General features: G+C 42.6%; 17 protein-coding genes and 1 pseudogene. 15 read left to right on the forward strand and 3 right to left on the reverse strand.

The annotated features are described in order from the left end of the window. Positions 1–2: 2 nt before the first annotated feature. Genes QVC79_RS06390 through QVC79_RS06420 form a run of 7 tightly spaced genes read left to right on the forward strand, consistent with a single transcriptional unit; the run spans position 3 to position 8717 of the window. Positions 3–680 (forward strand): hypothetical protein, encoded by a 678-nt coding sequence (locus QVC79_RS06390; RefSeq protein WP_270594196.1) that lies wholly within the window; start codon positions 3–5, stop codon positions 678–680. Positions 681–682: 2 nt separating this feature from the next. Continuing rightward, positions 683–1912, forward strand: coding sequence for a DUF4857 domain-containing protein (locus QVC79_RS06395; RefSeq protein WP_270594194.1), 1230 nt, complete (start codon positions 683–685; stop codon positions 1910–1912). A 16-nt stretch (positions 1913–1928) separates the two neighbouring features. Further along, a complete protein-coding gene (locus tag QVC79_RS06400; protein ID WP_087419723.1) occupies positions 1929–2819 on the forward strand; it encodes an ABC transporter ATP-binding protein in 891 nt (296 codons plus the stop codon). A 4-nt stretch (positions 2820–2823) separates the two neighbouring features. After that, complete coding sequence (locus QVC79_RS06405) at positions 2824–3489, forward strand: hypothetical protein (RefSeq protein WP_270594192.1); 666 nt, start codon at positions 2824–2826, stop codon at positions 3487–3489. A 13-nt stretch (positions 3490–3502) separates the two neighbouring features. Then, positions 3503–4744, forward strand: coding sequence for a DUF4857 domain-containing protein (locus QVC79_RS06410; RefSeq protein WP_270594191.1), 1242 nt, complete (start codon positions 3503–3505; stop codon positions 4742–4744). 7 nt (positions 4745–4751) lie between these two features. Then, entirely contained in the window at positions 4752–5399 is a 648-nt protein-coding gene (locus QVC79_RS06415) for a YiiX/YebB-like N1pC/P60 family cysteine hydrolase (protein ID WP_270594189.1), read from the forward strand. A gap of 51 nt (positions 5400–5450) precedes the next feature. Further along, a complete protein-coding gene (locus QVC79_RS06420) occupies positions 5451–8717 on the forward strand; it encodes a golvesin C-terminal-like domain-containing protein (protein ID WP_270594188.1) in 3267 nt (1088 codons plus the stop codon). Between the two features lie 52 nt (positions 8718–8769). Here QVC79_RS06420 and hutH read toward each other — a convergent pair whose 3' ends face one another. Both hutH and hisS read right to left on the reverse strand, forming a co-directional pair. After that, the gene (gene hutH / locus QVC79_RS06425) at positions 8770–10266 is read right to left on the reverse strand and encodes a histidine ammonia-lyase (protein WP_087419727.1); all 1497 of its coding nucleotides are present in this window, start codon (positions 10264–10266) and stop codon (positions 8770–8772) included. 211 nt (positions 10267–10477) lie between these two features. Further along, positions 10478–11848, reverse strand: a complete 1371-nt coding sequence (hisS, locus tag QVC79_RS06430; protein WP_270594187.1) for a histidine--tRNA ligase — start codon at positions 11846–11848, stop codon at positions 10478–10480. 615 nt (positions 11849–12463) lie between these two features. On the opposite strand from hisS, the gene QVC79_RS06435 reads away from it, so the two are divergent. After that, the gene (locus QVC79_RS06435; protein WP_229783007.1) at positions 12464–13048 is read left to right on the forward strand and encodes an RNA polymerase sigma-70 factor; all 585 of its coding nucleotides are present in this window, start codon (positions 12464–12466) and stop codon (positions 13046–13048) included. Between the two features lie 30 nt (positions 13049–13078). On the opposite strand, the gene QVC79_RS06440 is transcribed toward QVC79_RS06435, so the two are convergent. Beyond that, positions 13079–13231: a hypothetical protein gene (locus QVC79_RS06440; RefSeq protein ID WP_270594185.1), complete on the reverse strand. Its 153-nt coding sequence runs from the start codon at positions 13229–13231 to the stop codon at positions 13079–13081. 169 nt (positions 13232–13400) lie between these two features. Between QVC79_RS06440 and QVC79_RS06445 the strand changes: the two genes are divergently transcribed. From QVC79_RS06445 to QVC79_RS06475, 7 genes and pseudogenes are all read left to right on the forward strand, one after another. Continuing rightward, complete coding sequence (locus tag QVC79_RS06445; protein ID WP_287642456.1) at positions 13401–14570, forward strand: AraC family transcriptional regulator; 1170 nt, start codon at positions 13401–13403, stop codon at positions 14568–14570. A 97-nt stretch (positions 14571–14667) separates the two neighbouring features. Beyond that, positions 14668–15828, forward strand: a complete 1161-nt coding sequence (locus tag QVC79_RS06450; protein WP_270594183.1) for a FecR family protein — start codon at positions 14668–14670, stop codon at positions 15826–15828. A 172-nt stretch (positions 15829–16000) separates the two neighbouring features. Further along, positions 16001–19413, forward strand: a pseudogene (locus QVC79_RS06455) (TonB-dependent receptor). An 18-nt stretch (positions 19414–19431) separates the two neighbouring features. Continuing rightward, entirely contained in the window at positions 19432–21384 is a 1953-nt protein-coding gene (locus tag QVC79_RS06460; RefSeq protein ID WP_270594182.1) for a RagB/SusD family nutrient uptake outer membrane protein, read from the forward strand. A 31-nt stretch (positions 21385–21415) separates the two neighbouring features. Then, a complete protein-coding gene (locus QVC79_RS06465; protein ID WP_287642457.1) occupies positions 21416–22783 on the forward strand; it encodes a DUF4959 domain-containing protein in 1368 nt (455 codons plus the stop codon). Positions 22784–22802: 19 nt separating this feature from the next. Continuing rightward, positions 22803–24542 (forward strand): DUF4998 domain-containing protein, encoded by a 1740-nt coding sequence (locus tag QVC79_RS06470; RefSeq protein ID WP_270594179.1) that lies wholly within the window; start codon positions 22803–22805, stop codon positions 24540–24542. Positions 24543–24679: 137 nt separating this feature from the next. Further along, complete coding sequence (locus QVC79_RS06475; protein ID WP_270594178.1) at positions 24680–25774, forward strand: TlpA disulfide reductase family protein; 1095 nt, start codon at positions 24680–24682, stop codon at positions 25772–25774. The last annotated feature ends 226 nt before the right edge of the window (positions 25775–26000 follow it).

The following is a 26000-nucleotide window of genomic DNA, read 5'->3' on the forward strand; positions in this document are numbered from 1 at the left end:
ATATGATATTACACCTTTTTTATAAGGAATGGTTAAAGACCCGGTGGGCAGCTTTTTTTGTCTCTCTCGTTGGTCTGGCAATTGTTGTCTATATATTTTTGGATGTGGATAACAACGTGCGAATGAAAGGTTCGTTCAATTATTTGATGAGTGTTTTCTACGGAATGCCTCAGGCAAACTATTATAATGCTCTGATCAAATATGTCCCTTTATTAATCGGGGTTTGTATCGGTTTGTCGCAATATGTACCGGAAGTGTTGGATAAACGAATCAAGTTGACACTTCATCTCCCTTTGCGTAACACGATGGCTTTGTACACGATGCTTTGTTATGGATTTCTTTTGTTAATCTTGTCGTATGGAGTGGTGTTTGGGACATTCTTTTATTTGAATAACAGCTATTTCCCTTTCGAGGAAAGTTGGGCGGTACTTATTTCCATGATGCCTTGGCTCTTGGGTGGAATTGCGGCTTATTTCATGATTGCCATGATCGCCATGGAACCTAATTTATTCTACCAATTTATTTATGCACTTGTGGCCTATTATCTGGTGAAACAATTCTATATCGGAGTAGAACATGCGGATACCCGCCATATCATTCCGGCGTTGGCCATCATGGCTTTCGTGCCGTGTACGGCATTATTGTATACATCATATCGGTTTATGAAAGGAGAGAGATAATTATGACAGCAAAAGTAGTACGAATCATAATGATACTATTGACGGTTTTTATAGCGTCAATAGTTCTACCGGATTTTTATAAAACCTCGTTCAGACGGAATGTAAAATATGTCTCGCTGAATTATAGTGAGGTGACTAAACAGTTTGTGATATGGGGACTAAAAGATGGAGTTCTGTTAGATACGCTTGGAAATGAATATTCTCGTCAGGAATATGAACGGATGGTACCTTTCTCCAGTATGCCGCAATTACTAAAACGGAATGAATTCCCGGATACCGTGGCCGGTGTACCGGTGACACCTCAGCTTGTGGCAGAAAATAATTATCGGCACATCGTAAATCTGACAGAGCGGGGTCGGTATTATGCCATGTCTCCGCTTGTTCACGGGGGGACGGATCGTGTCGGGTATATTTACACAAATGATATGATGCGGGTAAACCGGAACGGGATTGAATTCTATAACTGCGAGGATGGACGAGTAGATAAAGAAAAAAGTGCCCTTTTTGATCAGGAACTACGGAAATTGGGCTATTGTCCTCCGGCAAAAAAATTGTATGGTCGATCTGCTACCGGGTATAAGCGGGATGACGGTTTATTCTTTGTGGATAGTAAAGATCAGTTATTTCAAGTACGCTACCATGCTTATAAGCCGGATTGCCGTAAAATTGAACTTCCCGATCAAATCAAATTGCGAAGAGTTGAATGTGAACCCGATCATCCGGAAGTTGTGGCTTATCTTTTTGGAGATAATAACGGAGTATATATTCTGACCGTGGACAATCAGATTATCAAGTTGGATTTGGATGAGTTTAACTACGATCAATTTAAAGTTTTTGACGTGATGGGTAATCTCTTCTACCACATGATCTCTATCCAGAAAGATGGTTACGAGAAACTATATATTTTTGACCGGGACTATAAACTACTGGATAAATACGGGGTTCATTCCGACGTGTATGAAGAATCGGCTGCGGGAGTTGTTGAAGGTTTCCTCTTCCCGTTTGTAACTTCCACCTACTCTTATATTAATGGATATTATATAAGTTCCGAGGGGCAACCATTCGTCAAGTTCATTTGGTTGAATCTCGTGTTAGCTGGAGTTCTATTGTATATAAAACGACGTAAAGGTTTGAATGTGAAGAATCCGTTCCATATCATTGATCTATTCATGGTCGTGGCATTTGGAGTCTTTGGATTCATAAGCGTGTTGATTTATCCGATTCGAAAATAAATTAATCTAGATAGTAATGGAAGAAAATATAATAGAGTGTAAAAATCTGACCCACTATTATGGGAAACGGTTAATCTATGAAAATCTCAATTTTTCGGTGAAGAAAGGGCATATCATGGGATTATTGGGAAAAAACGGATGTGGTAAAACGACCACGATTAATATATTGAATGGCTTTCTGCAACCTCGTTCCGGGGAGTGTTTGATTTATGGGGAATCGACCCAGAATTTGAGTCCGGAAACAAAACGGCGTTTAGGATATTTGATCGAGGGACATATACAGTACTCGTTTATGAATATTTACCAGATCGAGAAATTTTATTCCGGTTTTTATAAAAACTGGAATCGGGATGCCTATTTTGATCTGATGAAAAGGATGAAAATACTTCCTTCTCAAAAAGTTTCCAGTATGTCATGCGGCCAGCGGGCTCAAGTGGCTTTAGGACTAATTCTTGCTCAAGATCCGGATTTGCTGATCTTGGATGACTTCTCTCTAGGATTAGATCCCGGCTATCGTCGCTTGTTCGTGGATCATATGCGTGAATATGCCAAGGCCGGAAATAAAACCGTATTCTTGACCTCTCATATTATTCAGGATATGGAGCGATTGATCGACGACGTGTTGATCATGGATTATAACCGGGTATTAATGCGAGGATCGGCATCTGAATTTATGGAAAAGTTCCACCAGTTTACATTTGATCTGAACCGGGATGATGTGAATCTTAAAGAAGAATCACTGACTGTTGAGATGGATCGAATTAAAAATCACTATGAACTTTACACGTATGCATCGGCAGAAGAAGTACAGGCCATGTTGCAGGCAAAAGGGTTGGAATATTCTGATTTTAAACCTGTAAAGATGACTTTGGAAGATGCTTTTATTGGTTTAACAGGTAAATATTAAGATTATGGCATTACATCTTTTTTATAAAGAATGGTTAAAAACGAAATGGTTTGTACTTGCTTCTCTGGTGTTGGGAGTGGGAACAATATTATATGCATTCATTGGCTTGAATAGCAATATTATAAATGCTGATGGAGGATCGAATTATGTTTTTGAATGGTTTACACAAGCCGGACAACCGCATTATGGGATTTTCAAGAATATCCCTTTTATCATTGCCTTGTTGATTGGTGGATCGCAGTATTTGCCGGAGGTCCTGCAAAAAAGAATCAAATTAACTCTGCATTTACCGTTGAATGAAATTGTGATGCTTTACACGATGGTTTTATATGGGTTTCTCATGATTCTTTCATTGATGGTCATCTTCATGATACTGTTTTTCACGATAGACCTTTATTTCTTTCCGGTGGAGATGCATGTTATGGCTATAAATGCTTTCTTGCCTTGGATATTGGGAGGATTTACGACCTATTTCTTCGTGGCAATGATTGCCATGGAACCCAGTTGGAAATTCCGGTGTTTATATGCGATCGTGGTGTATGAATTATTGGATATTTACCTGTTGGGAGGTAATATGTCGAATCTCTATGTACTAATGATTATAGTACTGGTCATCGCGAGTCTTGGAATGATATATACGGCTAATCGTTTTAAAATAGGAGAAAAATAATATGATACCAAAGATGATAAGATTAGCTCTGGTGCTATTGGCTGTATTGGTAATGGCGTTGGAGTTCCCTAAAATATATAAGAAAACATTCGAACAAAGGGAAAGACGTACTCAGCTCGTATTTAGCGAGATATTGAATGATTTTGTTACCTTGAAATATGAATACGACACGGTACAGTTACGTGAGATTCAGGTCGGAAGAGATCGAGCCGGGAATACTTACGACACGAAAGCATTGATGGATATATTCCCGATGAAGAATTGTCGGCAATTAATGTACGAGAACCGGTTCCCCGATACAATTCGCGGGCAACACGTGACCTTACAGATGATACAGGATGCGGCACGTTTCCCCTTGTTCCTTGGGGCTGGACCCGGACGAAAATCTTTGTTGTGGATGTTCGAATCCCATACGGATCGGATAAAAATGGAACTTCCTGAAGATATGTTTCGCTTGACAGATGACGGGATTGAATTTATTGAAACGGATATTAATCGGGTTAAAGGCGTGAACAAGGAAAAGAGTGAACGTTTTACCCGGGCCATGAAGAATGAAGGCATACAATTCCCGATAAAGAATATTTATGGACTTCCTTCCACTTCCAAATCAAAAGATGATGGCTATTTTATGGTGGACAATAAGGACGATTTTTTCCATTTAAAAATGTATGATGGAGAACCTCAATGTCATAAAATACCTCTTCCTGTTGGTATGCAGGTAAATGGAATGAATTGTCTCGTGGATAATGTAAATTATGGATACGTGTACGATCAGAACTATAACATCTATTTGATGCGTATCAAAGATTATAGTTTCTTTCAGCTCCCGATATATGATTACAAAGACTATGGGAGTCTGATTACGATGAGTGAGGACCTTTTCTTCTATACCTATCAATTGTACGGTTTGGATCGTGTAAAAATTTACGTGGTGGACAAGGAGCATAATTTGCTGGCTTCCGAAACATTGGTTTATCCTCTCTACGAAAATTCGAAAGTGGGACAGAGAGAGAACTATGTATTCCCCTTTAAAGCTCGTTTCACCCGTGATGGGGCCAAAAAGTTGAAAGTGGAGGCCTATGATATACAACGGTTTATTTATTTGAATATAGTGTTAACCTTATTGTTACTCTGTATCAAGTTGTACCATAAACGGAGTATGCGGAATTTATTTAATTATTTGGATCTGGCCGTGACATTGGTATGTGGAATTTATGGCTTTATTGCCGTACTTATTTTCCCGAATCGTAAATAATGACAGCATGATGAAGAAAATTATATTAAGCTTGGGTGTTTTGTTACTAACGATAGCTCTTTACGCCCAAAAACCTTTTGATCTGAAAACAGGAGATATCCTGTTTCAGACCAATAAGGCTCGAACCTCTTTTGTGAAGGCAATCGAAAACGTGACAACCAGTTTGGATGACTTGAACTTTTCCCATGTCGGGGTTGTGCTGGTTGAGGATGGACAGGTTTTCGTGTTGGAGGCCACTCAGCCCGACGTTTGTAAAACCCCGTTAGAAAAATTTCTTAAACAGGCTAAATCCGTGAACGGGAATCCGGTGGTTGTGGTCGGGAGGCTGAAACCGAAATATCAGAAGTCCATTCCCCGTGCGATAGAAATATTGAAATCATTTTTAGGGAAACCTTATGATTACGTGTTTTTACCGGATAATGATAAATATTATTGTAGTGAGATCATCTATTTGGCTTTTTTGCGTCCTAACGGGAAACCGATTTTCAAGGCGACTCCAATGTCATTTAAAGACAAGGAGACGGGGGAAACCAGTCCCTTGTGGAAGAAACATTTCGAGCGCCATAAAACTCCGATCCCGGAGGGTATTCTTGGAACAAGCCCCGGTGAGATGTCTCGTTCTAAAGCGATAAAGATCGTACACCGTTATTTTTAAACGGGATTCAATTCGCTCCGTTGTTTGAATTTCAATTTAAACCAATAAAGTATGGCACTTGATAAAATCCGACTAATTGCAAGTTATGAGAGAAAGATCATTCGGAGACATTTGTTGTTTTGGATTTTTCTTATTTGTATTGTTTTTGGAATTACAGGTGTACAATGGTATTTACAAGTAGATTCCACTGTATGGGTGGAATCTGCTTTATCTGCTACGGTACCTTACATGAATGCATGGTTGTTCAATTTGTTACAATCTTTATTGGTTATCTTTGTCGGGGTGGAATTTGTCTGGAGGGATCGGCAGTTAGGTACCAATGAAACCTTTTTAAGTCGTTCCGAGACAAACATGGAGTATATGTTTGGAAAGATATGGGGGGTAATGAAGATCTGTCTCTTGTTGAATCTTGTTTCAATAGGAATCGCTATCATGATTCATTTGTTATTCATGGAGACGGTAGCTTTTAATCCATTTCTCTATTTGTTTTATTTATTGACGTTGACTTTCCCTGCCTTGGTGTTTGTTCTTGGAATCTCGTTGTTTGTTGCGATGTTGATTCGTAATCATTATCTGGCATTATTGCTTTTGATGATTGGGTTCATCGGGTGTTATTTTACCGCTCCGTGGACATTATATGGAATGTTTGATCCATGGGCTCGTTCCCAGCCGTTGTTATTTTCTGATGCAATCGGTTTTGCCAATATCGTGATCTTCCTATTACATCGCTTGGCATACTTTTCTTGTGGAGTCGGTCTGATATTTTTGTCGATGCTGTTAATGAAACGTATGGATGATAGACGTTCTGCTTTTCGGAAAGTATTGGGAATTTTAGCGGGTGGTTTCGTCCTATTGGGAATCTTAGCGGGTACATTATATTTGAATACTTACATGGATATAAATCAACGACGTGTAAGATTCAGGATTGCCCAGGAAAAATATATGAAGAATGATCGGGTCCAGGTTGTCTTCAACCGTATGGTGTATAAACAATCCGGGAACAGGCTGAACGTTGAAAGTCTTTTACTTCTGGTGAATAAGAGCAAGCAACCGATAGACTCCCCGATACTTTATTTGAATCCCGGATTAGGCATTGTTTCTTTGACAAGTGAAGGGCAGGAGTTGGCTTATAATCGAGAAGGACACGTGGTTGTCATGAATCGGAAAATGGAGTGTGGGGAGGAATTACCTTTGCGGGTAGAGTATGAGGGAACAATTGATGAGGCTATTTGTTATTTAGAACTATCTGATGAAGAATATCATAATACCCGTATGGGAGTTCTTCCGTTTTCTGCTGATCCATTGGGGAAGATGCCTAAAACCCGGCATGAACTGTATAGTAATGGAGGACGTTTTGCCCATGTTGGGAATAAATATACAATTCTTTTGCCCGAATGTTTGTGGTATTTATCGGCAGTACCACCAGTGAACCTGCAAATGCCTTCAATGAAAGATTTCGATTTCACGGATTATCAATTGGAGGTGGAAGGGCAAGAAGGTAAGGCTGTTATTTCTCAAGGCTGCATGGAGAAAAATGAAAAAGGGATTAGTTATTCCAATGCTCATCCGTTGCCTCGTCTTAGTTTATGTATAGGGGATTATGAACAGAAGACGATAACCGTTGATTCACTTTCATTCGGGGTATATTATTTCCCGGGGCATGATTTTTGGGTTAAAGATCATCGTTTGTCGTCAGATTCCTTGAGATTATTAATATCTGATCAGTTGGGAATGTTGAAACATCAAATAGGAAATTCACTTCCAACGAATCGTTTGTCGATAGTCGAAATGCCATTGAATTTTAGAGCTTATCTTAGACAGGGCCAATTGGGAAGTAATTTCGTGCAACCTGAATTTGTGTTCTTCCCGGAGAAACTTTTTACCGAATCTTATAGGTCGATGAAGGATATTTTGAAAGTAATAAAGACCGAGAGAGTTCTTGAGAGAGAAGGGGTTGTTCTGCGGTCAAATGTGATAAATCGTTTTTTCGAACCGATTTATAATATTATGCCTATGTATCAGGAATTTCGAGCCACAATATATTCGGATAAGTTTCCTTGTATTGGAGATTTGATATACGAGATGCGGTTTTCCGGTCAGTCTAAAGATCATTTATCATTAAATGAAAAGGTGAAAATTATTCAATATTGGGATGGAAAAAGCTTGCGTGGAGCATTGATGGATAGGGATAATCCGGTTGAATACATGATGCTCAAAAAGAAAAGAGAGCATATCAATTCATTAATTGCGACTCGGGTAGAGATGATGTATATGTGGGATTTTATCGAGGATTTTGTAAAACGTCATTCTTTTCAACGAGTTGATTTTGATGTTTTTGCTCGTGAATTTAAAGATCAATTCAATGTGAATATAGATAGTCTGTTGGATCGCTACTATGATGATAATCAACTACCAATCTTGTTTGTTCAAGACTTGAAAATGGAATCTTATAATGATATTCCTTTAGGGTATTGTAAGGTATATAATCCTTCGGATGTCGATGGTATACTAAAGGTGGATGGGTATGATCAGAAATTACGTCGGCAACGGCCGAACTATTTTTTAATTCCAGCGAAAAGTTGTAAAGAGGTTCGAGTGAGGAACTATACTATACCGAGTTTTTCCGTGGAACTGGGTTTATGTTGTAATTTACCTGATAGAATTTCTATAATGTACAATGATACAGAGAAAACAGAGTGGGATTGGGAAGGAATTAGAGATGCTGATAGTAGTAGTTTTAGGTTATCGCCGAATGAAATTGTTGTGGATAATGAAGATGTCGGTTTCCGTTTGGTGGGAAAGGATAAGCGGAAGAAATGGGGCGAACATCTTCAAGAAGAACGAGAGTACCAGAGTGTGGAGGATGTGGGTGATGAATGGATTCTTTCAATTTCTTCTTCTTTATATGGGTATAAAATAAAGAGTGCTTACTGTAAAAAGGCTGGGATTGGGGAAGAGTATGCCGAGTGGATAGTGAAGATTAAAGAACCGGGAAAATATCGTGTTGTCGCTCATGTCCCGGAATCTTTGTATGCAACCTTCTTGGGTTCCTTTTTGAAAAATGCAAGGTTGTATTATCAAGTATTTTCGGAGGAAGGAGATACTTATGTAGAGCTGGATCTGAACGAGGAAACTCCGGGATGGATTGAGTTGGGAACATATGAGTTCCGTGAGGGGGATTACTTTGTACGATTAAGTGATAAGGGTGGAACTGATTTGCAACCGGTAATAAAAACAAGAATGTTAAGAAGAAATACAAATGTTACTTGTTACCAAATAATCATTGCAGATGCCGTGAAGTGGGTTAAAGTTGAATAATGATATGAAAAAAGCCGGTTTTCACCGGCTTTTTTCATATCATTATATTGATTTATTCGAAGTTAGCAAATTCTCCCTGTTTCAAGAATTCAACGGCAGCCTCAATGTCTTGGTACATTACCCGGTCTTGGCTATTGAACGGTACGATGGTACGGAATTCTGCCAAGAAGTTTTCCAGATATTCAGATGTTTTCGTCGGACGTTGCATATCGATGGCTTGTGCGGCATTCATCAATTCGATAGCTAACACGCGTTCCACGTTCTCGATCACTTTCACGGTCTTGGTTGCGGCATTACCACCCATGCTGACATGGTCTTCCTGCTCGTTGGATGACGGGATGGAGTCCACGGAACACGGGGAACATAATTGTTTGTTCTTGCTGACGATAGCGGCAGCGGCGTATTGCGGGATCATGAAACCGGAATTCAAGCCGGAATTGGCAACGAGGAATTCAGGTGTTTTACGATCTCCGGCAATCAAACGGTATACCCGTCTTTCTGAGATACTACCCAATTCGGCAATAGCGATGCTCAAGAAATCTAATACCAGTGCTAGCGGTTCACCGTGGAAATTACCCCCGGAAATGATCAAGTCATCCTCCATGAAAATCGTCGGGTTATCGGTTACCGAGTTGATTTCCCGTTCAACGACAGAGGCCACGTAAGCCACGGTGTCTTTCACTGCCCCGTGCACTTGCGGCATACAGCGGAAAGAGTACGGGTCTTGCACGTGAGTTTTTTCCATTTTCTGGAATTCTGAACCTTCCAGTAAGGTGCGGATATTGCGGGCTGTTTCAATTTGTCCCGGATGAGGACGGGCCTCGTGGATTTGCGGCAAGAACGGGTCGATACGTCCGTCGTATGCTTCCAGTGATAACGCCCCGATAATGTCAGCGTATTTTACCACTTTGAAGGCATTCAATAAAGCGTAAACAGCGTGAGAACTCATGAATTGAGTACCGTTCAACAAGGCCAATCCTTCTTTGGCTCCCAGTTGGATGGGTTCCCAGCCAAATTTGGCATTAATTTCTTTTGCTGGATAGATTTTTCCCTTGTAGAATACTTCACCCTCTCCGATCAACGGCAAGAACAAGTTTGCCAGTGGGGCCAAGTCCCCGGATGCACCCAAAGAACCCAACTCTTTCACCACGGGAAGAACGTCATGGTTGAACATATCGATAATACGTTCTACTGTCACTTGTTGTACCCCGGATTTTCCTAAAGAGAGAGCATGAGCCTTCAACAACAGCATCAAACGGATAATATCTTTATGCACGGGTTCTCCCAAGCTGCAAGCGTGAGACATTACCAAATTAGCCTGTAATTGGCTTAAGTCTTCTTGCGAGATAGAAATTTTGCATAGAGAGCCGAACCCGGTCGTGATCCCGTACAACGGTTTGTCTGAAGTTGCGATCTTGTGATCCAAGTAAGCCTTGCAATCATTGATCAGTTTTTTGCTTTCGTCTGATAAAGCTAACTTATACTTTTTAGTTAAGATTTTTTCGATTTGCTCGAAAGTTAATTTCTCTGGGGTTATATAATGAGTCATAATTAATTGAAAATTGAAAATTAGAAATTGAAAATTACGCACACACATAATAAGTTACAGGTTGAATCTTCGATTCTTCAGGTTGCAAGTGATTTAAACTTGTAACTTGTGAACTTGTAACTTGCAACCGTTAGATGCCCGATCACGGGAATCTGACATCAAATCCGTGGCTTTTCAGCGGACGTTGTTCTTTGCGATAGAGTTGCATATTTTAATTCTCGCTTTTTAGTTTGTCAACCAGGCTGGAAACGGCTACACTTTCTTGTTCTCCGGTGAGCATATTTTTCAGCGTGACCACGTTATTGTTTATTTCGTTTTCACCGACTAAGGCCACGTAGGGAATACTCTTTTTGTCGGCGTAAGTCATTTGCTTCTTCATCTTGGTGGCTTCCGGGTATATCTCGGAATTGATTCCCGCGGCCCGTAGGGTTTTCAGCACGGGAAGACAGAAAGCCTCCTCTTTTTCCCCGAAGTTCACGAAAAGTACACGGGTCGTTGCCGTGGAATCCTTGGGGAAGATGTCCAGTTGGTTCATCACGTCGAAGATGCGGTCGGCCCCGAAGGATATGCCGACACCCGACATATTTTTCATCCCGAAGATTCCGGTCAAGTCGTCATAACGTCCCCCCCCGGTGATACTCCCGATCTCCACGTCCTTGGCTTTTACCTCAAAAATGGCTCCGGTGTAGTAGCTCAAACCTCGGGCAAGTGTTAGGTCCAGTTTTACTTCTGTTTGGATGTCCAGTTGATTCAGGTAACGGAACACGGTGGAGAGTTCTGCAACTCCTTTTAATCCGGTTTCGCTGCCTTTCAGGACTTCTTGTAAGCGGGTCAATTTCTCCTCGTTGGAACCTTCCAAGTGTAGAATCGGCTGTAATTTCTCGATGGCCTCTTCTGACACTCCTTTTTCCCGGAGTTCGGCGTTCACGTTCTCGGCTCCGATCTTGTCCATCTTGTCAATGGCAACGGTGATGTCAACCAGCTTGTCGGGATGCCCGATCGTCTCGGCAATTCCGGCCAGCACTTTCCGGTTGTTGATCAATAAGCGTACGTTTATTTTCAGCCGTTTGTACACCTCGTCCACGATTTGAACCAATTCCACCTCGTTCAGTAAGGAATCGCTTCCCACGACATCCACGTCACACTGGTAGAACTCGCGATAGCGTCCCTTTTGCGGACGGTCGGCCCGCCACACGGGTTGAATCTGGTAGCGCTTGAACGGGAATGATATTTCATTTTGGTGTTGTACCACGAATCGGGCAAAAGGTACGGTCAGGTCATAACGCAATCCCTTCTCGCAAATCTTGTTGGTCAACCGGGGGATATTACGTTCCTCCACTTCGCTATTGGTGACAGGTGCCAAGAAATCCCCGGAGTTCAGTATTTTGAAAAGTAATTTATCCCCTTCCTCGCCGTATTTCCCCATAAGGGTCGAAAGATTTTCCATTGCCGGAGTTTCCAACGGCAGGTAACCATAAAGTTTGAATACGGATTTGATCGTGTCGAATATATAATTTCTTTTCACCATAACTTCCGGTGAATAGTCTCTTGTTCCTTTCGGGATAGATGGAGTCTGTGCCATGTCTTCTTTTTTAGCTTTTATCTTAATAGTGATGCAAATATAAACGATTCTGATTTCTTTTGAAACTCTTCGGTGGAATAAATATTGATGACCGATGGGGTGTTGCTGTATTTTCAGGGTAAAACCATTGAAGTGTTTGGGATATATATCTGTAATAATCTCCTCTAGGCCTTGTTTCAGGTTTTTCTCCCTCTTCATCGTGTATGGTAAAAGGGCGATGAAAGGGTGATGAAAGGGCGTGAGATGGGACATGGGAGATTATTGCTTTGTGAAAGGGCTGGTATTACGATGGCTTTAAACTATGTTTGCCCGAAATTCTATAGAGACTTTGCTATAAGTTCATTTAGACCACGAAGCATTCATCCTGCATTCATCTAGCATTCACCTTCGATAAAATTGATTTTTGATACGATTATATTTGAAACAAGGGTGTGTCGTGTACTATATTTGTTATATGGTAAAATAGGTTCGGATGTCGTGGGAAGGGGGAGAAGGGATAGTTGAAAGCGGGAGAAGGGGGAAGCGATTATATACGAATTTTCGTATTTTCCTGTCATGGGAGCGTAAAATATAAAGAGAATCATTATTTTTGCTATCAATAAGAATATGTGGTTTATGCAGGATGAGTTAGTTTTGTTCCGGAAAATGCAGGAAGGAGATTGGAGTGCGTTCAATTCTTTTTTCGAGTCTTACTCGGAACAACTGTATCTTTACGCTTTGGGTTTTGTCGGGGACCGGGCAGAGGCGGAGGACATCGTGCAGGACACGTTTATTTACCTGTGGGTGAATCGGGCGAAAATTTCCCATTCCGGTTCTCTTTATGCTTATTTAAGTCGTTCCGTCAAAAACTCTTGTATCGATCGTAAGCTTCACGCGGAGGTGGAGCGACGCTACCAGCGAGAAATGATGGCGTCCGGAGAAGAATCGAGTGAGGATTCCGAGAATTTCGAAGAGTTGTACGAGCGGCTGCAAATCGTGATGGACAGTTTGCCGCCCAAGTGCAAGGAGATTTTTATTTTGGGATGTATCGAGGGATTGAGTTACAAGGACGTGTCCGAACAATTGGGCGTGTCCGTGAATACGGTGAAGACACAGGTCAAGGTCGCTTACAAGAAAATTAAGTCCGAGTTTGGCGATCGGGATAAAAATTTCATGTTAATCCTGTGTAATTCTTTTTTCAAGGAAGAGGCGGGACAATAGGTCTTGATCATTCTTCAGGAAAAGAACAGGTCACTGATCCTTTTCCGGGGATGGCACCTTGTCGTCTTTTTCCTTTCCAAGTTTCATGCCTCTTTGACTTAGGGGTTGTGCCCAGAAGTCGATAAAATCCCATCGCCAAGCTGAATCGGCAAGATCTGTTTCAAATAAGTTTTCGTCGTCCATAGTGTTTTTAGATGATAAATTCTTTCCGGTAAAAATAGGTTAAAGAAGAAAACCGGGATGTGCAAAGTATATAAATCGACCGTTCAAATCGTTCAAAAGTGAAAAAAGATAACATGACAAATCGTTCGAAGTGGGCTTGCAGTGTGTGAATCTTGAACGAAATGCACGAATGATGATAATTAAAGTGTCTGTTATACAGGGTGCTATTGCACGTTTTTTGATATATTTGTGTGATATGAGTATGCAAACATGGATATCGATTCTCACGAACCTGTTTCCGGTAATCTCGGCCCTGACCTGTTGCTTGTTAATGCTCCTTACTTATAAGGATAGCGTGCAGGAGGAAGAGCGTTACTTGAAACGGGGGCTATTCTTTTTCTATTTCTCGGTTGCTTTCGGGTGGGCCTGTGTGATTGTCTATACGTGGTCGCCTCGTCTTTTCGTTTATTTGAATAGCTTGTGTTATTGTTCGTTTATCATGATGTCCGTGACCTTCTATCATGTTGTTTTTTGGTTGACACGGGTGGATTCTTCCGAGCATTTTTCCACGTGGCATTACGGGTTGCCCGTGCTGATCCCGTTCGCTCTTCTGGTATGGAGTCTTTTCGTGCCTTTGGACGTGCAGGTAGCGATCGTGGCCGTGGATAGTCCGCTGGAAGATGTTTATTTTTATTTTACTCGTTTTTTCACGTCCCAGTTGATGGTGGCGTTCCTGTTTTGTCTTTGTTATACTTTGCTGGGGCTGAAACGTTTGTTCCGCTACTGGCATCTTACGCGGGAGCGGTCGGGCGACATGGGAGAGCCTCCCTTGCGTTGGTTAGGGAGCGTGTTGCTTTTGTTTCTCGTTTCTTTGTGTATGCCACTATTGGAGCCTCTTTTTGCCGAAAGTTATTGGGTCGATTTTCTCCCGATCGGTATTTTGTTGTTGCAGTTCTCGATTATATCTTATAATGTTATCGTGGGGAATTACGTCTTGTGTCCTTGCGAGAGGGGGGCGTCCGGTGATCGTTTGGTTATCAAGAAACCACCGCTTTTGAATAAGGAAAGGTTCGAGAAATATATGCGAGAGGAAAAGCCTTACTTGAACCCGGAATTGAAGATAACGGACCTGACCGGGGGATTACAGACCAATCGCACGTATCTTTCCACGTTTATTAACCGCACGTACGGGATGAATTTTAATGCTTATATTAATGATTGCCGTCTTCGAGAGATGGAGTCTTTGTTGGCCGATTCGACTTACGCGGGAGAGTGCATGACGGAGTTGGCGATTCGTGCTGGTTTTGGTTGCTATCATAGCTATCGACGGGCAAAAAAGAGAAATATTACAAATTTCTAAAAAAAATCACGATTTCTTTTCACCCTAATTGATCTACTTCTCGCTTTACGTGTAGAAAGTCGGATGGGAAGGCTTTACGTTAAAAAAACGAGATAGTATGAGTACAAAAGACGAGAAAGATTGGTTACGGGCGATATTGGAGGGCAAGGTCAAGCCGGGGGATGCCGAGTGGGAGAGGATATGGAAGGAGGAGGATTTTACCGGGGTGAGGCGTGTGCTGAAAGAGGTCGGGATGCGGAAAAAAGACGAGCTGGTGGCAGACCGAGAGAAGATGTGGCGGGTCGTTAAGCAATACCGGGGAGAGGGGAAGAACCGGAGGCGTGTGTCTGCATGGCGTTGGGTGTCTGCCGCGATGTTGCCTTTGTTATTGGGCGGAATTTTATGGATAAGCTCACGGGAGAAAAAGGATGTTCTTGTGGCGGGAGTGGTCCCGGAGATAGAAGCCGGAACACCTCGTGCCGTGTTGCTTATGGAACAAGGGGAAAGGATCGATTTGTCCTTGCTTGCCGGTGACACTATCCTGAATAAAGGTGATGTTCGCATCCGGCTCGATTCTTCTAAAAGCGTGACGTATGAACGGGTGACCGGGACACCCACTAAGATCGAGTACAACACGATCATTGTCCCCCGGAAAGGGGAGTATCAATTGATTCTGGCTGATGGTTCGAAAGTGTACTTGAATTCGGAATCGAGACTTCGTTTCCCGACTCGTTTCGAGGGAAAGGAGCGGCGGGTGTATCTGGAAGGGGAAGGGTATTTCGAGGTGGCGAAGGATACTGCGAAACCTTTTATTGTGGAAGCGAAAGAGGTGGACGTGCGGGTGCTGGGAACCAGTTTTAACGTGAGTGCTTATGTTGCGGAACAGGCTATCCGGACAACGCTCGTGAGTGGTAAGGTGCGAGTGGGTGATCGGTTGACCGGGAAAGGAGAGGTTATTTTACCGGGGCAACAAGCGGAATGGAAAGACGGAACTTTTACGACAAAAGAGGTCGATACGTCCATTTATACCGCTTGGATCGACGGGAAGTTCTATTTCGAGGGAGCCACGTTGGAGGAGATCACGGTGCAACTGGAACGTTGGTATGACATTGATTTCTTCTTTACTTCTGAAAAAGTGAAACATTTTGCTTTTGCCGGGGTGATTAACAAGGAATACACGGCGAATCAGATATTTGCAATTATAGAGAAAACAACTAGAGTCCGTTTTAACGTGAATGGTCGCATTGTGACTGTAAATGAAGTAAATAAAAATAGATAGACAAAAATAAAAAAGCAAACCGGGATTTGCAGCAACAACTCCCGGTATGATAAACGTCCGACAGGAACTCGCGATCCCTGAAGGATAATTGTTTAACTCTTATTACAAAAGTATGAAAAAAAAACGAACGGGCACGTGGATTCCGTTGAAAAAATCACGTGCGAAAATTTTAATGATTATGAAACTAACTTTTTTGTTAATATGTGGTTTTGTTCTTTCTCTCTCTGCATCTGTGAAAGCGCAGGATCAGATGGTAACGTTGAAAGTGGAAGATATGCCTTTCTTGAAAGTGATTTCGGAATTAAAACGACAAACACAACTGGATTTTTTTTATAGTTTTGACGAGGTGGACATCCAAAAAACGGTGACACTGAATGTGAAGAACGTAAAAATAGGTCAAGTATTGCGTGATATTTTCGGGAAAGGATTCACGTGGGAATACGTGGATAACGTGGTTGTAATAAAGCCAGTGCAAATTGTTACGAGGGATTCCGTGAATAAATTGATAGAAGTTTCCGGTAGAGTGGTTGATGAGAGAGGAAATTCTATTCCAGGTGCTACCGTGTTGATCCAAGGAAGTACACAAGGGGTGGCAACCGACATAGAGGGACGCTATAAGATACGGGCTAAAGCGACAGATGCATTACGAGTATCATTTATCGGTTACAAAACAGAAGTTGTTGCGATTAAAGGTAAAACAAAGTTGAATATCACGTTGAATCCCACTGCCGAGAATATTGATGAGGTGACCGTGGTCGCTTTCGGTGAACAGAAGAAAGAGAGCGTGGTATCTGCCATTACCACGGTTCGTCCGATGGATTTGAAATCGTCCAGTAGTGATTTGACGTCTAGTTTTGTTGGGAAAATAGCCGGTATTATAGGCTGGCAAACGGGAGGGGCTCCCGGAGCTTTAACCGAAGAGGAGATGAACACGAAGTTTTATGTTCGAGGTATCAGTTCTTCCAGTGGTGTTTCTGAACCTTTGGTCTTGATTGATGGCGTGGAATCTTCCCGTTTGGATTTAGCACGTATGGCCCCGGAGGATATCGAGAGTTTTTCCGTCTTGAAGGATGCTTCTGCAACCGCAATGTACGGTGCACGTGGGGCAAATGGCGTTATTTTAGTTACGACGAAGAAAGGTGAAGAAGGAAGCGTTTACACTTCAGTGCGTTACGAGATGGTGGCTTCCATGCCGACGGATAACATTGAGGTTGTGGATCCCCAGACGTATATGCGTATGTACAATGAGGCATTACTAACGCGGAATCCATTGGCAAGTCCGGCTTATTCTTTGACAAAGATAGAGCGTACGGGAGATCCTCGTTTCCCATCGTGGGTGTATCCGGCGAATGATTGGTACGACATTCTGTTTAAGGATTATTCTATTAATCATCGTGTGGGATTAAATGTGCGGGGAGGTGGAAGTGTGATGCAATATTACGCGTCTGTGAATTACGTGAATGATCAGGGAATGTTGAAGACTGATCGGTTAAATCAGTTTGACGTGAATATAAAAAACTCCACGCTTTCTTCCCGTGTTAATTTGAATATTAATTTGAATGCCGGTATCCGTTTGTTGCTGAACACTTCTTTTTCTATTGATAAATATCACGGCCCTATGGCAGAAGTGCAACAGGCATACGCTATGGCGTTTAACGCTTCTCCTGTGAATTTTGCTCCCATTTATCCGGGGACAAGGAATACGGTTGGCCTCATTTACGGTTTGGGAATATTCCTGGCGGGAATGCTGTCAACCCTTATGCCACGATACAGCAAGGGTACAAAAGTCGTGGACGCTATTCGGTTACTTCTCGTGCAGAATACATTCATAATCTATCTTCATTGTTAAAAGGATTGGAACTTCGGGCTAGCGTGTCGCTTTCGAAATCAGGGTACGACGAGACAACTTACTCGACAGAACCGTTTTTCTATTATATGGATCCGGAAAACGGTGGTTATGACTTCGAAACAGGCGAACATACTTTGACGAACGTGAATTCTAAAGCGGGAAGACGGACTTTGGAAATTCCAATGGGAGGAAGTTCCTCGTCGACAAACACGCAGTGGGTGTACGAGGGGCGTTTGCTTCACACGGCAGCGTGGGGAAATCATCAAACTTCGTTGACAGGCGTGTTTCAAGCTCAACAATCTTTCGGTGCACCGAATTCTAAACTTTTTGAAAGTATCGAGCATCGGAATTTGAGTTTCTCTATGCGTGGGACGTATGGATTTATGGATCGTTATTTTGTGGAGGCCAGTTTTGGATATAATGGCTCGGAACGTTTCACGAAAAACAATCGGATGGGATTTTTCCCGGCGGCAGGAGCGGCTTGGGTGGTTTCAAAAGAAAATTTTATGCAGGGGGTCAGCAACTGGATTTCTTTCCTGAAAGTGAGAGGCTCTTGGGGGAAAGTGGGGAATGACGGTATCATAAAAAGTCCTCGTTTCGTGTATATGCCGGAAATTGGTACTACTAGCGTAGCGGCAGGAATGCACCCGGAAGCAGGAAATGAAGATAATTTCGGGCGTAAACAGATCAAAAATTACGGTGACCCTGATGTCAAATGGGAGATTTCTGAGCAAATTAACCTCGGTTTGGAAACTCGTTTCTTTAAGGATGTTTTAGAACTTAATGTTGATATTTATCAGGAAATACGCCATAACATTATTGAGCAGCGTACGGTGATTCCCGCCATTGTGGGTATAGAGATTGCCCCGCTTGACAATATGGGTAAGGTGCGTGCTCGTGGATTTGACATTGCCGCGAAAGTACAACATGCTTTTTCTTCCGATTTCTGGATTATACTGAACGGGACCTTTACTTATAACAAAGCTGTTTATAAAGAACTTGAGGAATCAACGGATAAGCCTCGCTATCAGTGGAGGAAAGGATACGAGCTTTCGCAACAGGTGGGATACATCGCTGAAGGATTATTCAATGATCAGGCCGAGATAGACAACGCTCCGGCCCAACCGGCGGCAATGCCGGGAGATATCCGTTACCGAGACATCAATGGGGATGGGGTGATTAATGCTGAGGATGCTGTGCATATCGGATTCCCCGAAACTCCGCGGATGGTGTACGGCTTTAGTGGGTTCATCAATTATAAGAATTGGGAATTTAACTTCTCGTTCCAGGGATCTGGAAATCGCGGTTTTTTCATGAATCCGGCGGCATTGTCCCCGTTTGTCGATGACCACGCCATGCTGAAAGCTATTTACGACAGTCACTGGACAGAAGAGAACATGAGCGATCGGCCTTTTTGGCCTCGTTTATCGACCCAGAGTATTACCGTTAATAACCCGCAAGAGGATTGGAATAACGTGAACAATGCGGAGGAACGCCGTTCAACCTATTTCATGCGTGAATGTCGTTTCTTGCGCTGCACGTCGTTGGAACTGGCTTACAATCTGCCCCGTTCGTTGAGGAATAAACTTCGTATGCAGAGCGTGAAGTTCTTTGCCCGGGCAAATAATCCTTTCATGTTCTCCGATTTCAAGTTGTGGGACGTGGAATTGGGACAAAACGGATTTAATTATCCGATACAGAAAACTTACGCCGTGGGCGTGAATATTAGTTTCTAAATTTAAATGAACAATAATATGAAACGTAGATTATTTTTATTATTGATACCGTTTTTCTTGTTCTCGGCTTGTGATAGTTGGTTGGATATCGTGCCGGAAGAGGACATCGCTACGATTGATACGGATTTCGAAACTCGTGATGGAGCAAATGCTTGGTTAGAGAGTTGTTATGCATTTTTGATGCGTTCTATTTCCACGATAGAAAATGCTTGGCTTTTCGGAACGGACGAAGTGATGGCGTGTGATTATGTGCTTAATCGTTGGGAGGGTTTCTTCCCCAGTTTTAGTATCACGTCCGGCTTGCAAAATTCATTGGATCCGTATGATGATGTTTGGTCGCATAAAGAGGTGATGTCGGGAAGTGTCGGTCGAACAGATTTTTACACGGCGATCAGTTTGTGTAACATTTTTATAAACAAAATCGATCAGGTGTATAACATGGAAAATCGGGAAAAGAGCGAATGGAAGGCAGAGGTAAAGGCACTGAAGGCGTATTATTATTTCGAATTGGTGCGTCATTACGGGCCTATTGTTTTACTTCCGGAAAACATCGATCCAAATCTTTCGATTAAGGAAATGAAATTGCCTCGTAATCACGTGGATAGTTGTTTCCTTGCGATAGTACGTTTGTGTGACGAGGCAGCCGAAGTTTTACCTCATTTTAATGAAAAAGCGACCAATCGACGTACTTATTTTAGCAAAGAGGCTGCTTTGGCACTTAAGGCGAGGGCTTTGCTTTATCAGGCTTCAGATCTTTTTAATGGGAATCAGGATTATGTCAATTTCACGAATAAAAACGGGGAGTTGCTGTTTAGCGCGACGAAAGATAAGAATAAATGGTTGCTTGCAGCCGAGGCTGCTGAAGCCGCGATTGAAGCTTGTAGGGAAGGCGGGAAAAAATTGGTGGATAATCAGAGTGGAATGACGGATTTACAGACACACATGCTTAATATAGAGGCTTCAACTCAGACATATAATTATGATAGCGATGAAGTATTATTTTTGGTAAAGAGAAGAACTGCTAAAGAGGAGGGTTTTTGGACATATACATTGCCTAATCTGAATTCGGATAAAAACAAATTATTACAGGGAACGACCATTAGCCCAAGCATGAAGATGGTGGAGATGTTTTACACGGATAACGGTTTACCAATTGATCAGGATCCGAGTTATGCCGGGGGAAGCATATACAATTTAACGAGGGAAAAAGATCCGAAATATACTGACGTGGTAGCGTTGGACGAGGATATTCCGGTGTTACACACCCGTCGTGAACCACGTTTCTATGCGGATATTGCTGCAGATCGTTGTTATTGGCGTTTGGGAAGGAGTTTGAACGATCTTTATAAAGTGGAAGCTTATCAAGGAGAGAATTTTGGATTGAAAGCAAGAAGGCTCACCTCGACCGTTCCTGAAAACCTGACCGGTTATTGGATGAAAAAGTGGAGTTGTTCGAAAGTGGATATTACTAATTATGAGACCGGTGAAAAAGCCATGGGGGTTGCTCCCTACCCGGTGATTCGTGTGGCTGAATTGTATCTGATTGCCGCGGAAGCTTGGAACGAGTATGAGGGACCCGGCGAGAATGTGTACCGTAATATTAACGTGATTCGTAAACGGGCCGGAATTCCTGACGTGGAAGATTCTTGGGCTATGGCAAGAGATAAAAGCAAGGTGTCAAACCAAGATGGTATGCGCGAGATTATTCACCGGGAATGGAACATCGAGTTCGCTTTCGAGGGCATGCGCTTTTGGAACTTGCGTCGCTGGAAGACGGCTCATTCGGAATTGAACGAGAAAGTGTACGGTTGGGTAGTCACTGGTAATAATACCCAAAGTTTTTATAACAATGGTAACGGGCCCGTGGTTGTGGATGCGGATCGGTCATTCGTGGCTCCGAGAGATTATTTGTGGCCTATTCGGAGTGAGGAAATCATGATTTCGGGTTGTAAACAAAATCCGGGGTGGTAAATAGGAAGTTTGGAATTTTAAATTTAAAATTATGATGCGAAAAATATTATTCTTATTATTGATACTTTCCGGTTTTGTGGCCTGCAAGGACGATGACGAGATTGGTTTTGATGTTCCTGTCGAATTCCGAAAACCTTTGGAATTTAGATCTATACCGGGAGGGGCGGTGATGAAGTACTATTTACCGGATAACGATGATGTTTTCGGTGTGCGAGTACGCTACATGAACGCATGGGGAGAGACGTTGATAAAACATGGGACGTATCTTGTTGATACGGTATTGTTAAGCGGTTTCACGGAAGCATGTAAGGGGGCCACTGCTCAAGTGTCATTTTTCAATCGCAACATGGAAGAAACAGAGCCAATAGAGGTAACCTTCAATACAGAAAAGTCTGCTACTGTGGCAGTTTTTGATAGTTTGAAAGTAAATTCCTTTTGGGGAGGTTTCAACGTGACGTATTCCTCTCCGGAGATTGTGAGTGGTATGATTCACATATTTTATATTGGGACGAATCCGCTGACGCACGAACCGGATTCAATTCTCATGTCCAGTATGCCCATCATGGAAGGCGGGGACACGCTTAATTTTACATTGAAACAGGCTTTAGATTCGGTAGATGTGATTGTTCGAACGGATGACTATAGCGGTAAGCGTGTGAAACAACGGGTGGTAACCGGATTGCCATGTTTGACGATGGACACCTTGACACCCGGTGATTTTAAATTCAAATTTATGGGTGATATCGTGGAAAATGAAACCTATGAAATCGGGTTGAAGTACCTTTTGGACGGAGATTTTAAAGGTACGAGACATCATAAACAATTATTGTCAGGCGACCGGTATAAATATGCAACATTTGTAGCTGGACCTTATGCTTTTAATAAGCGATTTATCATTGATTTGGGCAAGAAAATGGTGCCGGCTGCCGTGCGACTTTATGCTTTTTTGAATTATCGAACTAGTTATCCGTCGAATGACGACAAGCATCCTTTTGCGAGTACTATATGGAGTGGATACTATATTTCCCGGCTTCCGAGCAAAATAAAGCTTTACGGGACGAATGAAAATCCGGAAACGGTGGACATTCGTTCTTGTACACGCTTGTTTGAATTGAATGATAATCCTTCCTTCTATCAGGGGTTCAGGTATTCTTGGGCGCATGAGTCTGATCAATATACTTTTGCCACGAATGATTATTCGAAAGCAACGCCTGAAGAAGTGGAGAAAGCGGAGCCTGTTTTATTGAATATGGAATGTAATTACTCGGGAGAGTCTTTCCAATACTTGTTTTTTGTCATCGAGGACACCTACGATAGTGCCCGTTGGAATGGTTTCGAGGAAAATCCGACAGAATATGTTACGTTTAATGAATTGGAAGTGTGTGTGAAAGCAGAGTAAATTAAGAAACGGAGAAATTATGAGAAATAAATTATATTACATACTGTGGCTTTTAGCAGTGCTTTTTATGGCAAGTTGCGAGGATTTGGAAGACACGTACGATGAATTTGCCGGGGATGGCAAGATTCGTTACGTGGGTAAATGTTCAGATATGGAAGTGGCCCCGGGTTGGGAACGATTGAGAGTGACATGGCGGGACAACTTGGATGCGACAGTCAAGCGGGTAAAGATCACGTGGCAATCTGAAAAAGACACCAAACCGTTCGTGCGTTACATTGACAGGAAGGACGGCGAGGTGAACACGGGAACGATGGATACCGTTTACTTGGAAGGATTGCAAGATGCCGTTTACTCGGTACGGGTAAGTAACCTTTCAGCGGACAGTACAGAATCAATTGTGGTGGAAAAGTATGGACGACCTTACACGAAAGCGCACGAGGATTTGCGCACATTCACGCAAGGAATTGTTAATTTTTATCCGATGAAGGATCGGTTGGCTGTCATTCTGGACGAGGATAATGATAATTTGAAAGAATTGATTCTTCATTATTGGGGAACTGATGAGCAGCAACACGAGTGGAATATCAAAGAACACATGTCTGCTGAGATTAAAGCTCCGTATGGAACTTACGGGCGAGATTACATGTTCCTTATTCCGGATGTTGACGGTTTGGGAATTGATTTTTCGAAACCACTCACGGTGACCCGGAAAGGACGTCTTACGAGTTGTATCGATGAAATCGAGTTCGATGAGATGCCTTTGGCTCTCGGAGAACGGGTGTGGTCTCCCGGATTCTCCTCGTGGATGCGTAACACGTATGGGCCGGCATGGGAAAGTGAGGTAGATAGGATTACAACCGTGAAATTGGATTATGATATAACATCATTTCAGGATTTACTTTATTTCACTCGTTTGGAAAAAGTTATTCTTGGGGAGAATCGCTATATGCTACCCGGGCATACGACAGAAAATCGTAGTACGACAGATGAGTACAAAGGCTGGGTGACACTCCAGTTTTTGAGGGATGTTTATGGCGTGGAGGCCATACGTTATAACGGGTTGGCTGATCCTATGGGAGCTTATTACGGACATTATTTCTTCAACACGGTCAATGTTTCGGGTTCGGATTTGTCGTACGAATGGGTATTGCAAGATGCTGGAAAGATTGATGGCAGTTGGATGACGGGAACTCCACCCTTGTTGACGGAAAAAGGAGAAGGTGAAAATTTGCAATATATGAAGGAGGTCGTACCGTTGAACATGGATGAATGGAAGGTGACGTGTTCGGATACGACTTACAACGGGAACAAGAAGAATGGAGCTGGTTTGTTACTTGATGATGATCCGATGACTTGTTTTGAACCGGGTTTGACTCTTGGAGCAAAGGTGTTCGAGGTCAAATTTGATATGCAGGAATTGAAGGTATTGCAAGGATTCAAGGTGGTACAACCCGATCCAAGTACAATGTCTTCTAGTCAGGATATTGAAGAGGAACTCTCGTGGTTGCTTTCTTCCATAAAGATCGAACTAAGCGAGGATGGTTACATTTGGAAAAATGCGACATACGAGGATGGGGCCGTTACTATTGGTAATTCGTTTGGAGAGACAACGATGATCGTTATTCCTGAGGAGTTGCGGAGACCCGTGCGCTACGTTCGCTTGACAATGTCAAACCGTCATACGAAAGAGGTTGATAATGGAACGGCTTTGTTCAGTTTGCGGTTGGGAGATTTTGTTCCGTTCTCGGAATATAAATAATATAGTGTGCGTGCTTCATACTGCGGGCAGGAAGGAGTGTTTTCCTGCCCTGCCTGTGGTATTTTTAGTAACTAAGATTTTAATTAATATGTCTTTCCATAACAGAATTGTTGAGAGAAAACGAATAAATAAAGAGGATGAAAAAATGGATATTATTACTATTGGCGGCGGTGGATATATCTGTCGCTTATGCACAAGAGGAATTTCGGATTACGGGCAAAGCGAATGGGTTGACGGATGGTACATTGTTATTGTTAATAGATGAGGGGGGACAGGACACATTAGCAACTACTTTAATAAAAAATGGAGTATTCATGTTCACGGGTAAAGTGGATAGTCCTTCTGCAGCCTACATTATGATATCAAATGGGAAAGAAATGATTCCCTTGATTTTGGAAAACGTGCCTTTCACGATCAATTTAAGTAAGCAAGGTGCGTTGATTCAAGGAGGAGAACAGCAGGAAATTTTTGGACAATTTAACCGAATCAGTAATCGACTTTTACGGGAGCAAGGACGAATACAACAGGTATATACTCGAGCAGAACAGGCAAGAGATAAAGTGGGTGTGAAGGCAGCCATGAAACAATTTGAGGAGGCGATTGCGGTTGCCCGGGCAGAAGAGAAAGCGCTACGTGAAAAATATCCCGACTTGTACGTTATAGCCTACGTGGTGGCTCTTGGTATGCGTGGCGATACGGAAGATAGCTTGCGGGAAAAATACGAAGCGCTGGGGGAGGTTGCCCGGGGCACGGCTCCCGGTAAGGAAATCGCTGCGATGTTGGATCGTTACGCTGCCTTGGAGATGGGAAAGATTGCTCCGGACTTTACCGCAACCAAACCTGATGGCAATACGTTTACTCTGTATGGCCTTCCTGCGAAGTTGAAATTGATACACTTTTGGTCATCCGAGAATGCGGACAGTCGTCAAGAGATTCCAGAATTAGTGAAACTTTACTTGCAATATCGACCCCAAGGGTTGGAAATTATCAGTATCTCGTTGGACGAGAATATTGCTCATTGGCGCTACGCTGTGGGGCAAGACGGAATGATTTGGACGAACGGATCGGATCTCCAAGGATTCAATGGTAAGATTGCAAACTCGTATCTCGTGCGAGAGGTTCCTTATATGTATCTTGTGGATGGGGAACATTGTATTGTAGCCAAAGGATTATGCGGGAAGGAGCTTCGGCAGAAAATAGGGGATTTATTGAAGAGAGAGAAGAAAAAGTAAAAAATTAGAGTAAGAATCGTTATTGTTTCCATAAAATCGGTTTACTCGATTGGGTATTCTTTTAATCCTGGCATTGGTTTATTGTGCTGGGTGTAAACTTTTTTCGGGACAAGATACGTTGAAAACCCGTAGTTTTCCCGTTGAAGAGAGGGAGAAGGCAGGGTTCAAAGACGTATCACATTCGAATCAAAGACGTTTCAAAGGCGTTCGGGAGTGTCCTTGAAGC

Origin of the sequence: Butyricimonas sp., assembly GCF_019423355.1 — a bacterium.
GTDB lineage: Bacteria > Bacteroidota > Bacteroidia > Bacteroidales > Marinifilaceae > Butyricimonas > Butyricimonas faecihominis.